This window comes from Streptomyces sp. NPDC050636 (assembly GCF_040654775.1).
GTDB lineage: Bacteria > Actinomycetota > Actinomycetes > Streptomycetales > Streptomycetaceae > Streptomyces.
On record NZ_JBFAIP010000138.1, the window covers coordinates 1 to 13,423 of the forward strand.

Consider the following 13,423-nt stretch of genomic DNA (forward strand, 5'->3'; position numbering starts at 1 on the left):
CCACCCACCACACACTCTTACCATACCCTCCCCTCTCCGCATCTCTGGGGCCCGACCTTTTGGGAGGTACACGGCCCCCCCCGCGACTCGCTGGGTGGGCCTCTTCGCGTCCGGAGGCCGGCGAGCCGTGCAGAGGTCAGGACGACGAGCCCGCAGAGCATTTCTCCTGGCGGACGGTCTCCGCCTGGATCACTTCCGGGATGACTGGCTCAGGTCGTGTACTCCAGCTCCGTCACGGCGGCTTCACGCACGATCAGGGCCATTTGATCCAAGGCGAGATCGTCTAGGTACTTCACCAAGGCAGTCCGCGTCTCACGTAGTTGCTCGCTGAGTTTCGCGCCACCGATGTCGCCGGGGAGGATGATGCTGCGGAATTCCTGGTGCTCGATGTCTCCCACGATCAGCCTCTCGGCCCGTCATACGGGTGCGTTCCCGAATAGTGAAGGTCAGGTGAACGCTGTGGTCGTTGGAGTCCACGACATGAGGGTTGTGGGCCCAGCCTCGCGGCAAGAGGTGCGACTGCCCTGCCTTGAGGTCGATTTCGTTGTCCGGGCCCGCAGCCTTCCATACAAGCTGGACGGCCCGAGGGTGGCGGAGGGTGACAGCGTGGCGCAGGGCCAGATGGGCGTCGTGCTCCCAGGTGAAGCCCACGCCGCCCAGCACCTGGACGCAGTCCTCGGCGTTCTCGACGGGCCGCGGGCGCCGTGGCGGCCAGCGCGACGGTGCAGCTGCGCTCCACCGTCGCAGTTGCCCTCGTAGGCCTCGCGCGCCGCATCCTGATCGGATGACGGCCGACGAAACCGAGACAGTCCCTCAACGGCGCTCCGGGGGCATTTGGTGCGGCCGGACTTCGCCCCTACAGTCCCACCGAAGCGCCCGCCCTAGCCAAGGAAGCTCAATCGGACCCGACGGTCCGAATTATCGATATTGGTATCCACCAGGCAGACGGACTGCCAAGTGCCCAGCGCCAGTGCGCCCCCAACGACGGGTAGCGTGGCATGAGGCGGTACCAGAGCAGGCAGCACATGGTCTCGCCCGTGTCCAGGGGTGCCGTGCCGGTGGCGCCAGGGGAAGTCAGCCGGGAGCAATTTCTGGAGGGCCGCCAGCAGGTCCTCGTCGCTTCCCGCGCCCGTCTCCAGCAGCGCGACGCCCATGGTCGCATGGGGAGCGAAAACGTTCAGGAATCCGTCCTGTCCCTGGGCCGCATCCCGGAGGAAGCGCTCGCACTCTCGGGTCAGGTCGTAGACCGTCTCCCGTGAGCCGGTCGTCACGTCGATCACTCGCGTCTTGAACGTGTCAGGCATGACTTGATCGTGCCAGACACCACCGACACAGCGTCGCTTTGTGATCGTCCCCAGTCGCGCCACCCGATGCCGGGGCCGAGCGGCGACTGCAGCCCAGGACGGAGCCACCCGGGCAGCCCGTCGAGTCGAATGTTTGCTACCGCTTACAGTTTCAGGGGACCTTGAACGGCTTCGGTGCGGTGGGAGGTGAGCTTGGGTCTGGAGCCGACGACGCGGCGTGACATGCCGTCACAAAGCGATTTCTGACGTCAGGAACGTGCTCGTGGCGCCTCAATTCAGGCAGACTCTCCCCCAAATGCGACGGATCTCTGTCAGGTGCCGAAGGCACTTGCCCGGTGATGTAGAACAATTGCCGGAACGAATCGATCAACGGCCCGCGCCCGCTCGGGGACACCGACTCGGCGCGGCCGAACCTGGTCGTTGCGTGCGCAACGGATGGGACGACACTCCTTCCGCCGACATGTGTCTTGGTTCGGCGGAGGTGCAGCGTCGGATGCGCGCCGGCCGATGTGCGACGGAGATGTACGACGGCCGAACCGCTAGGGCCGAAGTGAGGGTCGCGATTCAAGCCGGTCCTAAGGCCCGGGTTTCCCAGGTTTCAGATGAATGAGGTCACTATGGGTGAGGCAACCACCAGCGACGCACTCGACCGCGGCTGCCTATCGCAGCACGGCGGCATGCAGGATGACCGCCACCAAGGCGCGTCACTCGCTGAACTGATCACGCAGTCGCTTTCCGACCGTACTGCCGGTTTCAGGGGCTTCATCGAACGCGCCGGGCACGCACGGGTCACGCGGCTGGTCGAGGACGCGCTCCGCGATGCCCTGACCGGCGGCCTGCCACAGCCGTCTGACAGCGCCTGCACGAATGGCGGCATGAATGACGGAGCAAACGGCGGAGCGAAGGGCGGCACTATGGGCGGCGCGAATGACGGTATGTGCATGGGACTGTCGCGACCAGTGTCGTCCCAACAGGCCCGCCGAGCCTTGTTCTCCGCTCTGATGGATGAGGGCTCGACACCCCCTCGGGAGCTCTGTGAACTGAGCCGCCGTGCCGACTGGCCGCTGCCCGAGAGGGTACGGGCCGTCGTGCTCAGGACCGGCACCGATATCCATCTGGTCGCGTCCGCGCTGGGCGACTGCCTCATCAGCGCACCTGGGCAAGCGCCTTGCCTGCTGATCCCCGGCCCGCTCGCCGACGACAGGGCCAGGCTCCACGGAGTGCTGCGCTGCCGATCGGCCGCGGTCGGGCACGCCGTTCCCCTCCACGACGCTGCCGCCTCGGTGCGCTGGGCGTGCCGGCTGCTGGACATGGTGTGGCCTTGTGACGGGCCCGGTGGCGGGGCGGTGTTCGTCGACGACCATTTGTCGTCCCTCGTTCTCCTCCAAGACGAGTCGTTGGCCCGCGCTCTCGTCGCCCGTCGGCTCCGCCCGCTCGCGGGGCTGACGCCGGAGCGGTGCGCGCGCTTGGAGGCGACGTTGCTGGCCTGGCTGGGCGGCGGCGGGGCTCCGGAAATAGCTAAGGCGCTCAGCATCCATCCGCAGACGGTGCGTTATCGGATGCGTCAGATTGAGAAGCTGTTCGGGTCCCGTCTGCGTGACCCACGTACCCGATTTGAAATTCAAATGGCGCTTCTGAGCCGTCAATTGCTGGCGAGTGCGCGCCAACGTCACCCAGCCCTCAATCGCCGCGCACGAGCGGCAACGCGGCCCTCCAGGCCGCTGTCGATCGCACGCCGAGCCGGTGTGAACGGCTTGTGAGCAGAGGAGGCTTGCTTGTTGCTGAAGTAGCAACAGTTCTCGCGCCGGGTGTAGTTGTGGCGGCATGCTCATGGTGGAGTGGGCGGGGTCGGGGGCGGGATGCTTGAGGGGTGATGCCATCACGGACATGACCCCCACAGACATGCCCCCACAGACGTGACCGCCGCTGACATGACTAGCGCTCAAGGAGGACGTATGTCACAGCCCATCAAGCAGCCCGGGAATCAGCCCAGCAATCAGGTCAGCCATCAGGTCAGCAATCAGGTCAACAATCAGGCTGTCACCCCTTCAGCACCGCCTACGGCTGACCAAGTACCGTCCACTGCACCCGCACTGGACGTGAAGCACCGGCTGGTGGACGTCCCCGGTGGCCGTATCCATCTGGTGGAGCAGGGAAGCGGCCCTCTGGTTCTGATGGTCCATGGATTTCCCGAGTCGTGGTACTCCTGGCGCCACCAACTCCCGGTCATCGCTGCGTCAGGTTTTCGCGCCGTCGCTATCGACGTTCGCGGCTACGGACGTTCCTCGAAGCCTCTCGATGTGGAGGCATACCGGATGCTGGCTCACGTCGACGACAACGTCGCGGTCGTGCACGCCCTCGGCGAAGAGACGGCAGTGATCGTGGGCCACGACTGGGGCTCGCCCATCGCCGCCAACTCGGCACTGCTGAAACCGGACGTCTTCACCGCTGTAGGGCTTCTCAGCGTGCCCTACGCGCCTCGGAGCGGGTCCCGGCCGACTGACGTCTTCGCCCAGATCGGTGAGAGCGAGGAGTTCTACATCAGCTATTTCCAGTCGCCAGGCCGGGCGGAAGCGGAGATCGAACTGGATGTCCGTGCCTGGCTGGCGGGGTTCTACGCCGGACTCTCGGCCGACACTATGCCGTCGGACGGAGCCGGCAGCCTCTTCCTCGTACCCGAAGGTGGAAAGCTTTCCGATCGTTTCATAGACGGCAGGCTGCCTTCCTGGCTGTCCGAGGCCGACCTCGATTTTTACGCCGCCGAATTCGAGCGGACCGGGTTTTCCGGAGCGCTCAACCGCTATCGCAATGTCGACCGGGACTGGGAAGACCTCGCCGCATGGGACGGGGCACCGATCAGCCAGCCCTCACTGTTCATCGGTGGGGAGCTCGACGGTCCCACACTGTGGCTGGCCGACGCCATCAAGGCTTACCCCACCACCCTCCCGGGTCTGGGTTCCTCACACATCCTCGAAGGCTGTGGGCACTGGGTGCAGCAGGAACACAGCGACGAGGTCAATCAGCTCTTGGTCGACTGGCTGCATTCGCTGCCGACGACCCACACGCGGCCGCAGCACTCACCGGTTGAGGATTGAAGTAACCGGCGAAGCGCATTAACGGCACCTCACCCCCTCGCCCCGGAGAGTCGGGGAATCGAAGACTCGGAGAGTCGGGGAATCGAAGACTCTGGGAATCGGGGAATCGGGGAATCGGGGAATCTTCGCTATGTTTCCGTGGTCGATCGACCTACGGAGGGCACGATGATGCCCTGAGATCGGTCCGTCACCTTCAGAATCATGTTTTCAGCCTCATGAGAGAGCTGTGAAATAGCGATGAAAGCTCTGTACGAGGGCGCTGCCTCTGGCGCGAGCTGATCGAGTACAAGTCGAAAACCGCCTGTCGATGCCCTGCGTCTCCGTACCGCCGGTGTCAGACTTGAGGCATCGCGCCCGGCCGCCGGCCGCGGCCCCCGTCCCCAAGGGGGAGCATCATGACCTGGGCATCCTGGACGACCGTCGGGATCCACGCACGCCCCGGCACGGTCCGTACCGAAGAGGCCGGGGTGATCGAAGGCGACCTGACCGTCCATACGACCTGGTCGGAGGGCGAGGCTCACGTAGCGGTGCAGTACACCGGCTCGGCGGACTGGTTCACCATGGTCGGCAGCCCCGTCCCGTGTGAATCGGAAGAAGCCAGCCGCAACTTTCACCAAGCGGTCGTGGAGGCCATGCGCGATGCGGAAGAGGGCGGACCCAGCCTGCAGGAGCTCTTCAATCCGTAGACCGAGACCGCGCGACGGGGCGTCGGATGCGAGTCGTCGTTTGCCTGGGGCTACCGAATGGCAGGTGCGCGGCTGGGGCAGAGTGGGCGGGCACCTGCCCCAGCCGACCAGGCAGTGCGGGACTTAGGAAGTCTCGGCATCTCTTCCTGGCATTGCGGCGCCGCGACACTGGCCGGCCTGCGCGCTGCGTCGGCCGAGGACGCGTCTGTTGTACTCCGCCAGGCACCTTGTCGGTGGACAGCACCTGCACGGTCGTCCTGATGAGCACGGAGGGCACGGCTGCCAATCGGTGCTGACGATACTCCGTTGCCGGATCGCGAGCGCTTGAGCAGCATGGCGTCCATGCGACGACATGAGTACGCCGGCCCCATCGCGCTGCCTGCCATGCAGAGCCTGGCCACCCGGACCTTCCCAGCGACCGGCTACCTGCATGCCGGTGACCTCGCCTGGAACTGGTGCCTGTGCCTCGACCGGGCCGACGAGTGCCCGACGGCGGTCTGGACCCAGGGGGACCGGACAGTGGCTTGGGGCTGGCTCGAACTGCCGGACAGCTTGCAGCTCCAGATCGACCCGAGCCGCCCGGAGCTGGCCGACGAGGTACTCGCCTGGGCCGAGCAGACCGCCGACGGCCCGCTGAGCGTGGACGTCGCCGAGACGGAACCGCACCTGGTCAGCGCGTTGGAGCGACGTGGCTACACCCCCATCTTGGACGGCCCGTTCATGGTCTGCCTCGGCCGCCTGCTGACCGGTCTGCCGGCCGTACCACGCCTGCCGGACGGCTATACGATCCGTGCGCAGCGGGACCACGCCGACGTGGCCGGCCGGGCAACGGCACACCGCGCCGCCTTCGGGTCGACCCGTATCACCACCGAACGCCACGCCCGCATGAGGGAAACATGGCCCTACCGCCCCGAGTTCGATCTCGTCGTGGCGTCGCCCGGCGGTGATGTCGTCGCCTACTGCCAGGGCTGGTACGACGAGGCGAACGGTATCGGCGCGTTCGAACCCGTGGGCACGCATCCCGACCATCGCCGCCTCGGCCTGGCCCGCGCCGTATGCACCGCAGTGCTGCACGCCTTCGCGGACGGCGGCGGCCATCGCGCCATCGTCTACTGCCGGGGGGACGCCGACTACCCTGCCCCCAAACGGCTTTACGAGTCCATGGGCTTCACTGCGTACACCCGCACGCACACCTACGTCGGGCGCAGCTGACTCCCGTCCGGAAGGGCTACGGCCCGCACCGGCCCGCACCAGCCCGCACCGGCCCGCACCAGCCCGCACCGGCCCGCACCGGCCCAACCCCATTGGCAATACGCCAGGTTGGATACGGCATTGAGCCCTACGAGAAGACGGAACCGTGCAGTCGCCACACGAGCCGTCGTCACTCCGCGATGCCCCGGGTGAGCAGGACGACCGTGACAAACCTCCGGTACAGACGGATCGGGTCGTCGTCAGTCAGCCGGACGGTCACAGGGTCGATCCGACCAACATCCGCGATCCACGTGGCCATTTCGGCGAGGTCAGGATTGCGGAATCGCACGGTCAGCGTGGCGGGCAGCGTGATCCGTGGTGGGGCGGCCTGCGGCAGGGCCCTTACGGCGTCGCGCGCCGCCTCGTGGATCAATTCCCGTGCCTCCACCGGATGAAGGCTGTCCGCGGCGAATCTAGACACCGAGGACTTGACCACGGCGCTGCGGATTCCCGGGCAGAAGGGTTCGATCTCAGCGGCCGTCGTGTCGTCTCCGGTGATCAGCAGCACGGGTACGCCGTGCCCCAGCGCGACCAAGGCGTTGATTGCGCTCTCCCCGGCCACCACACCGCCCAGCCGCACCTCGCTGATGGCCTGCGGGTTGTAGGTGTGCGACAGCGTGGCCGGTGTGCCCGCCATCGAGCCATGGTAGGAAACGAAGAAGACGCCGTCGAACGAGGCGTCCAGGCCCTGCATCATATAGAGCGGCTTATGCCGTCCGGACAGGTAACGAGCCCGTCCCGCAAGGGCGTCAGGACGCAGGTTGGCCATCTTCGAGTGTGAGTCGTTGACCAGGAACCGGGTCGCGCCGCCGGCTGCCGCGCCCTCGATCGCGGCGTTGACCTCCTCTTGCAACAGGCCCCGGTAGTAGGCGTACTCGGGCTCCGACGGCCTGCACTGCGACCAGTCCACGACGCCTGCGGTGCCCTCCATGTCGGAGGAGACGAAGATCTTCACAACACGCTCCCTGGATACGGGGTCGGCTGGGCGGACGCGGCCGTCGTCATCGCACGGAGTGCTGCACGCGGCTCACGGCCACGCGTACCGGCATGTCACCTGGCATGGCAGCTCTGCACACCCTGGCGATGCTATGGGTGACCTCCGGACGGTTCAACTGGCCTGTGTGCACAGCGACCTGCCGCTGTGCCCCAAGACCTCCCACCTTGCGGGTTGCGATCTACCCTCGCTCAGTGGGTTGTGGGCAGCAGCACGGGTGGCGCATCGCCCTCCGCCGTCGGGGGATAGAGGCTGAGGCCGTCCAGCAAGATCTGTGCGTTGTGCCTGACGTGGTCCACGGGGTCGGAGTCACGGAGCCCTTCGACCACCTCGACAAGTCCGGGCCAGGGTAGGTAGCCGGTCGCAATTACTATGGCCTGCCGGACTGCGGCGTCTTCTTCCTCTCGCGAGATCGCTCGGAAGGTGTCGATCAGTCGGGCATCCGGCTCGCCGGTGGCCGAGAGCGCCGCCGCATAGAGCGCCACCAGCTTCTCGTGACGGCCACAAGCCTGATGAACAGCAGCCAACCCTTCTTCCGCGGACCACAGGGCGAGATTTCCCTGGATGTCTCGTTTCACGTGGCGAGCTTCATCCTCATCGCCCCATAGCGTGAAGTAGCGCTGCCCAATGAATTCGTCTTCGACGTAGCGAATCTCTATGGACCCGCTGAACCATACGTCCACATAGACACCTGACGAGGTGTCACCGATATCGTACAGATCCCATCCCCCATCCCACGCGACCTTGCGTATATCGGATTCGGTGACGGATTGCTTGAGCACAAGTCGTTCTTTGATGTGGACGGTCACGTTCGTTCCTTCACGGCAGCGCAGTTCGCAGTTTGGGAGGTGTCCTGCGGGTCGAGTCGAGTCGGGGCAAGGCAAGGCAAGGCAAGGCACCCTGAACCTTGCCATCCATGGGGGAAGTGGATCCACCCGAATCAGAAATGATCCACAGATGGCTACGACTGAACTATGGATCAGTTGAGGCAAGTCGCTAACTCGGGCGACAGCCATGCCAGCCGCGCCGGTAATGTCAGCCGGCCCACAGCAATAGTTGGCCGCCCGTCAGGACACATCCCCCTTTGCCAGCAACGAATGCCGGCGTGACCAGATGCCGGCCGAAATCCTGGAGAGAAGACGTGCGGCGGGATCGTCCGCGTCCCGGCCCATACCGAGCGGGCCCGAGTAGCAAATGGCGATGACATACGGTGGGGCATCCGATGGATAGACGATGCCGGCGCTGTGGCGGATGCCCCGGACCCATCCGTTTTTCAGAGCGATCCGCGTCCCTGTCGGCAACCCGGCCGGCAGGTCAATACGGTGCACGTTGGCGGCGAGTTGATCCAATAGTTCAGGAGGGAGCCAGCACAGGAGTCGGGAGAGATCAGCGGCGGTGACCAGATTGGTGACTCCGGCCGCGCGGGCGGCGAAATCCTCGATTCCGCGACGGGTGACGCTGTGCCGAGCTCCGGCCAGGCGCCAGATCTCGTTCACGGCGTCGAGGCCCACGTGGGAGAGACAGATGTTCGTGGCGAGATTGGACGAGTGGGTGACCATACGCCGCGCCAGCCAACGCAGCGACGCGCTCTTGCCCAGCAGCTGCCACGTATCGGAATCGGCCGCCCAGTCAGGAGTGATAGCAAAGGGAGGCGCGGACACGGCTGATACGAACCGGTTGTGCACCGGAACCGGCGCGTCAAGGTCAAGCCCGCTGCGGTACAGGGCCGCCAGAACAGCCATCTTCATCGTGCTGGCGGCGTAGTACGTGAGATCAGCGTTCTGACTCAGGTAAACGCCCGCGCCTAATCGGGCGACGTGCACGGACAGCATCGACATTCTCCTAGTCGCAGTTGACGGACAGATTCATCGTTCTCCACTTCGCTCGGGTGCGTATCGCACCGGCTGAGTATCGCAGTACGCCAATTCGGCGGTACTGGTACAGGTTTGGGGTTCAGGCGCGGAGATGACTTCCCTACGGGCCCAGCGTGCTGTCCCGGCGGACAGCAGCAGCGAGCGACCACCCTCGACACAGCACATGGTGGTGAGCTGCTACCGGCTCTGGGAGCGCCACTCCACATAACGGGAAGACAGGCAGACGAAAACCGTGGAACGCTGCCGGCATGCTTGATCACATAGCGATCCAGGTACAGGACGTTCCCACAAGCTCAGCCTTCTACGACGCCGCCCTCGCGCCGCTAGGCGGCAAACGGACCAAGGAGTTCGGCGACTTCGTCAGCTTCGGTACCACTGAGCACACGCTCTGGCTCGTTCCCGCCGGCGAAGACGGTCAGGCTCGTGAAGTGCATCTCGCCTTCGCTGCTGCCGATCGCGCAGCCGTCGACGCATTCCACGCCGCCGCTGTCGCCGTGGGGGCCGAGTCCCTGCACGCTCCGGGCTTACGCCCCGAGTACCACGAGTCGTACTACGCGGCCTTTGTACGTGACCCTGACGGCAACAACATCGAAGCGGTGTGCCACACGCCGTAGGAACTGCTCCGCCTATGGGTGGTGCCGGGTTCACCAGGCTGTGCGGCACCCCCACCCCCCCTGGTGTTTTCACGGCCTGAAGGGACGCGCGCGCGTCGTCGGCAAACGCCGTTGTCGCCCGCGCCTATCAGCGGCAGAGGCCATGAATGCGCTGCCGACCGTGCACTCCTGACCGTGCACTGCCGACCGTGCACTGCCGACCGCGGCGGCCTCCAGTCGGAGCCTCGGGCCGAGTTCGCTCGGCCCGAGGGCACGTCTGTCTCCGCCTCATGACGTCGAGCCGGGAGTCCTGGACTGCGCGGACTCGATCCGTCTCACCGCGTCGCGGGCGCGCGTGCCGAGGGCGTCATCGGCGGTGGCGTAAGCGTGGAGAACTGGCAGCGCGGGGTGGGCTGCCGTTCCCATGGAGCCCAAGTGGTGCAGTACGCACATCGGATCGCGTGGGATCTGCTCGATCAGCACGGGCAGGGCGCCCTCTGCGTCGCCGGTGATCTGCCACAGCGCGTAGGCCGCGGCCACGCGCAGTTCGTCCGCCTCGTTCCCGGTGTCGCGCAGGTCCCGCAGGATGGGGGCAGCGAGTTGTGCTCGCGTGCCCAACTCGCCCGGCCAGGCACAGGCGTTGGTGTCGAATCGCCAGCCACGCCGCCCGGCGGTGCGGCCGGGGCGAGCACGGCGCGCCAGCACGTTTCAGCAGCAGGGTTACGACTTCGCCGTCCGATGACTCGCCGAGCCCCATGAGCGTACGGATGGCCGCAAGCCCGGTCTCCAGGTCCGCTCCGGTGGCGACCAGGCGCAGGACTGACAGGGTCGGCGCGTCGGACAGCCCCCACTTGCGCAGGAACGTACAGGCCGCTGAGGCTGCTTCCAGCTCGTCGAACCCAGGGTGGTCGGTGGCGTCGATGTGGCGGCTCAGCCGCTCCAGCGTGGCGGTGACCTGCGGGACGGCCGGACTGCCGCCGGGCCATCGGGAGATGCCGGTCAGCAGCGAGCAGACCTCTGCGGCCGGGAGGTCCTCGCCGAGCCGCGCCCGGATGTGCGGCCATAGCTGATCGGCCAAGTCCTTTGCCGTATCCAGCAGTCCGGCGTGGACGGTGCCCTGCCGGATCCGCTCCCGTATCGGCGGCACGCACCGGGGATCGCCGCGCCCGGCGAGCTGGTCCAGGGCCTTGTTGAACACTTCGGGGTCGGGGTCGGGGGCGGGGTCGAGGCCTAGGTCGGCGCCTGGGCCTTGCAGCACCCTCGCCAGGACATCCGCGTAGTCGTGGTGTGAGCGCAGGTGGTGGGTCTTGATGGCTGCTCGCCGCACCACGGGGTCAGGGTGCTCCAGCAGGGACGCGACAGCCGACGCATGACCCGCGTAGAGGTCGCGGTCCTGCTGGAACAGCCGGTCCGCGGCTTCGATCAGTACGGGTGCCGTCGAGGTGTCGAGGCTGCCGTTCCACAGAGCGGGCAGCATGCGGGTCAGCCAGCGGGAGCGGAGCTCGGGTGTGGGCGTGAGCCAGGAATCGACTGCGTCCACGGGGCCGTACGGCGCCGGGCGACCGGACCACTCCGGGTCGCACCACGCCAGTTCCGCCAGTGCCTCACCGGCCTCGCCGGCGCACAGGGTGAGGGTGTCGAGCGATTCGTCGATCACCTCATCGTCGGTCTCTGCGACGGGAGGCAGGAGCAGGCCAAGGGCGGCTCCCAGCGCGTCGGCCGGTGCGCCTCGCATGCGGCGGCGCAGCTGGTCGCGCACCGCCGGGATGTCGCAGTGCAGGCCCAGGGCGAAGAGCAAGCCGAGCCTTACCGGGGCATCGGGGTCGCTCTGGCTGTGGGCCAGGAGCGCGGGCACCACCTCTTCGGCGGGCGCGTCCGCGTACGCGAACACCACGGGCAGGATGCGTCGCACCGCTGTGTCCGGATGGGAAAGCCGTGCCAGAAGTGCGGGGAGCCCCGCCGTGAGGGTTCTGGACAGCTGCTCCGCCCACTCACCGACGAGCTCAAAACCCACCGTGTCGTCCGGTATACCGAGGTCGGCTATCAACGCCTCAAGCGCGGCACCGCTGTGGCGACCTGGTTCGTCAAGCTCGACATCGAAGTCCCGGTAGACAACCGTCCGCCAGAGGAACGCGACCCTCGGGTCACCCAGTGAGCTCATGCGCGCACCCTAGACAGTTCAACGTCCGGGTCATCGGGCAGCCCAGAGAAGAATCCCGCGCGTGGAGTCGGACCGAAGAGGACCGCAATCGGACCGGAATCGGACCGGAAGAGGCGCCGGCGATCGTGATGAGCGGGGCAACGTCTCGGCAGCGATCCTGAACTTCGTCGTGGGTTCCCCTGCCCCAGTGCGAGAGGGGAGACGCACGTCACATTCGCTCCTGTCACATCTCGCCGAGATGTTCCGTCAGAGAGGTGTAACCACCAACAACGGCAAGGAATGCACCATGGATGCTCGCTTGAACCTCTTCGGCAACCCGGTCGCAACCAAGTCCCTGAGGCACATCGTCTCTGCGGGCAAGGTGGTCGCGGACTCGACGCTGCCGGCTGCGACGCAGGAGCTGGTGAAGATCCGCGCCAGTCAGATCAATGGCTGCGGCTTCTGCACCGACATGCACACCAAAGAGGCCACGCACGCCGGCGAGACCTCCACCCGCCTCAACCTGATCGCGGCCTGGCGGGAGGCCAAGGTGTTCACGGATGCCGAGCGCGCTGCCCTGGAGCTGACGGAGCAGGGCACCCGCATCGCCGACGCGGCCGGTGGCGTCACGGACGAGGCCTGGGCGAATGCCGCCAAGCACTATGACGAGGACCAGCTCGCCGCCTTGGTGTCGCTGATCGCCATCATCAACGCCTTCAACCGCGTGAACGTCATCGTCCAGCAGCCCGCCGGCGACTACCAGCCCGGCCAGTTCGCATAACCAGGAGTGCCTGGCCGGGACCGCCGGTGCCGTGTCGCACCAGGAGCAGCACACACGCCCCGGGCAGCCCTCCCCTTGGTCCTGCCACCAGCGATCCGGCCCGCCTCCTCCGCGAGCGGACTCGAACTCGATCGGGTGAATGAGCAGGTGTCCCTGCCATCTGGGAGTTTCCCTCCGGGCTGATCAACGTTACGTATGACGACCGTAGAGTTCCGGGCGGTCAGTGGGTCGCTCGGGCGGCGCGATGGTCGCGGCCGATGAAAACGCTACTGGTCAGGAAGGGAAACTGAAGTGAAGAGCACGAAGGTTGCTGCGGTCATTGCCTGCTCGGGGATGGCCCTGGGGGTTGCTTCGCCCGCCTTCGCCGACGACGTCGTGACGGCTCCTCTGCAGTCCCAGCTGCAGGACAAGCAGCTGCTGGACTCGGACACCTTGACCAAGCAGGACCTCAAGAACCCGATCGGTGACCTGGACGTCAAGGCACTCGTCGGCTCGATCGACAAGGTCGCAGACAAGCTGAAGGCCAACAACGACATCCAGGCCGCAACGCCGCTCGGCGACACCACCAAGGCGGTCTCCCCCGTGTCGATGGTCGGCGGGCTCCCCGTCGGCACGCCGCTCGGCTGAATCGCCTGCTCTCCCGCTGTGCCGCCGCTGGAGGCGGGGGCACAGCGGGGGGGTGGGGGGGTTGGCGCACCAGTGGTA

At 66.4% G+C, this 13,423-nt stretch carries 13 protein-coding genes; 7 read left to right on the top strand and 6 right to left on the bottom strand.

What is annotated here, in order from left to right:
- Positions 1-209: 209 nt before the first annotated feature.
- Both AB0I10_RS37690 and AB0I10_RS37695 read right to left on the bottom strand, forming a co-directional pair.
- Positions 210-398 (bottom strand): hypothetical protein, encoded by a 189-nt coding sequence (locus AB0I10_RS37690; RefSeq protein ID WP_363157262.1) that lies wholly within the window; start codon positions 396-398, stop codon positions 210-212.
- Positions 399-881: 483 nt separating this feature from the next.
- Complete coding sequence (locus AB0I10_RS37695) at positions 882-1,304, bottom strand: YjbQ family protein (protein ID WP_363157263.1); 423 nt, start codon at positions 1,302-1,304, stop codon at positions 882-884.
- Between the two features lie 617 nt (positions 1,305-1,921).
- On the opposite strand from AB0I10_RS37695, the gene AB0I10_RS37700 reads away from it, so the two are divergent.
- The 4 genes from AB0I10_RS37700 (at position 1,922) to AB0I10_RS37715 (ending at position 6,297) form a co-directional block, all read left to right on the top strand.
- Positions 1,922-3,064: a helix-turn-helix domain-containing protein gene (locus tag AB0I10_RS37700; protein WP_363157264.1), complete on the top strand. Its 1,143-nt coding sequence runs from the start codon at positions 1,922-1,924 to the stop codon at positions 3,062-3,064.
- A gap of 195 nt (positions 3,065-3,259) precedes the next feature.
- Positions 3,260-4,399, top strand: a complete 1,140-nt coding sequence (locus AB0I10_RS37705) for an alpha/beta hydrolase (protein WP_363157265.1) — start codon at positions 3,260-3,262, stop codon at positions 4,397-4,399.
- A gap of 395 nt (positions 4,400-4,794) precedes the next feature.
- Positions 4,795-5,085: a hypothetical protein gene (locus tag AB0I10_RS37710; RefSeq protein WP_363157266.1), complete on the top strand. Its 291-nt coding sequence runs from the start codon at positions 4,795-4,797 to the stop codon at positions 5,083-5,085.
- A gap of 342 nt (positions 5,086-5,427) precedes the next feature.
- A complete protein-coding gene (locus tag AB0I10_RS37715) occupies positions 5,428-6,297 on the top strand; it encodes a GNAT family N-acetyltransferase (protein WP_363157267.1) in 870 nt (289 codons plus the stop codon).
- A gap of 169 nt (positions 6,298-6,466) precedes the next feature.
- Here AB0I10_RS37715 and AB0I10_RS37720 read toward each other — a convergent pair whose 3' ends face one another.
- The 3 genes from AB0I10_RS37720 to AB0I10_RS37730 all read right to left on the bottom strand — a co-directional run bounded on the left by AB0I10_RS37720 (position 6,467) and on the right by AB0I10_RS37730 (position 9,162).
- Positions 6,467-7,291 carry a M55 family metallopeptidase gene (locus AB0I10_RS37720; RefSeq protein ID WP_363157268.1) on the bottom strand — a complete coding sequence of 275 codons (825 nt, stop codon included), beginning with the start codon at positions 7,289-7,291 and terminating at the stop codon, positions 6,467-6,469.
- A gap of 230 nt (positions 7,292-7,521) precedes the next feature.
- Positions 7,522-8,139: a hypothetical protein gene (locus tag AB0I10_RS37725; protein ID WP_363157269.1), complete on the bottom strand. Its 618-nt coding sequence runs from the start codon at positions 8,137-8,139 to the stop codon at positions 7,522-7,524.
- Positions 8,140-8,397: 258 nt separating this feature from the next.
- Entirely contained in the window at positions 8,398-9,162 is a 765-nt protein-coding gene (locus AB0I10_RS37730) for a serine hydrolase (RefSeq protein WP_363157270.1), read from the bottom strand.
- 290 nt (positions 9,163-9,452) lie between these two features.
- On the opposite strand from AB0I10_RS37730, the gene AB0I10_RS37735 reads away from it, so the two are divergent.
- Complete coding sequence (locus AB0I10_RS37735) at positions 9,453-9,818, top strand: VOC family protein (RefSeq protein ID WP_363157271.1); 366 nt, start codon at positions 9,453-9,455, stop codon at positions 9,816-9,818.
- Between the two features lie 346 nt (positions 9,819-10,164).
- Here the strand turns inward: AB0I10_RS37735 and AB0I10_RS37740 are convergent, their stop codons facing one another.
- Entirely contained in the window at positions 10,165-11,958 is a 1,794-nt protein-coding gene (locus tag AB0I10_RS37740; RefSeq protein ID WP_363157272.1) for a hypothetical protein, read from the bottom strand.
- A 286-nt stretch (positions 11,959-12,244) separates the two neighbouring features.
- Here AB0I10_RS37740 and AB0I10_RS37745 point away from each other — a divergent pair, with 286 nt between their 5' ends.
- Together AB0I10_RS37745 and AB0I10_RS37750 are read left to right on the top strand one after the other, a co-directional pair.
- Positions 12,245-12,718, top strand: coding sequence for a carboxymuconolactone decarboxylase family protein (locus tag AB0I10_RS37745; protein ID WP_363157273.1), 474 nt, complete (start codon positions 12,245-12,247; stop codon positions 12,716-12,718).
- Positions 12,719-13,009: 291 nt separating this feature from the next.
- The gene (locus AB0I10_RS37750; protein ID WP_363157274.1) at positions 13,010-13,345 is read left to right on the top strand and encodes a hypothetical protein; all 336 of its coding nucleotides are present in this window, start codon (positions 13,010-13,012) and stop codon (positions 13,343-13,345) included.
- The last annotated feature ends 78 nt before the right edge of the window (positions 13,346-13,423 follow it).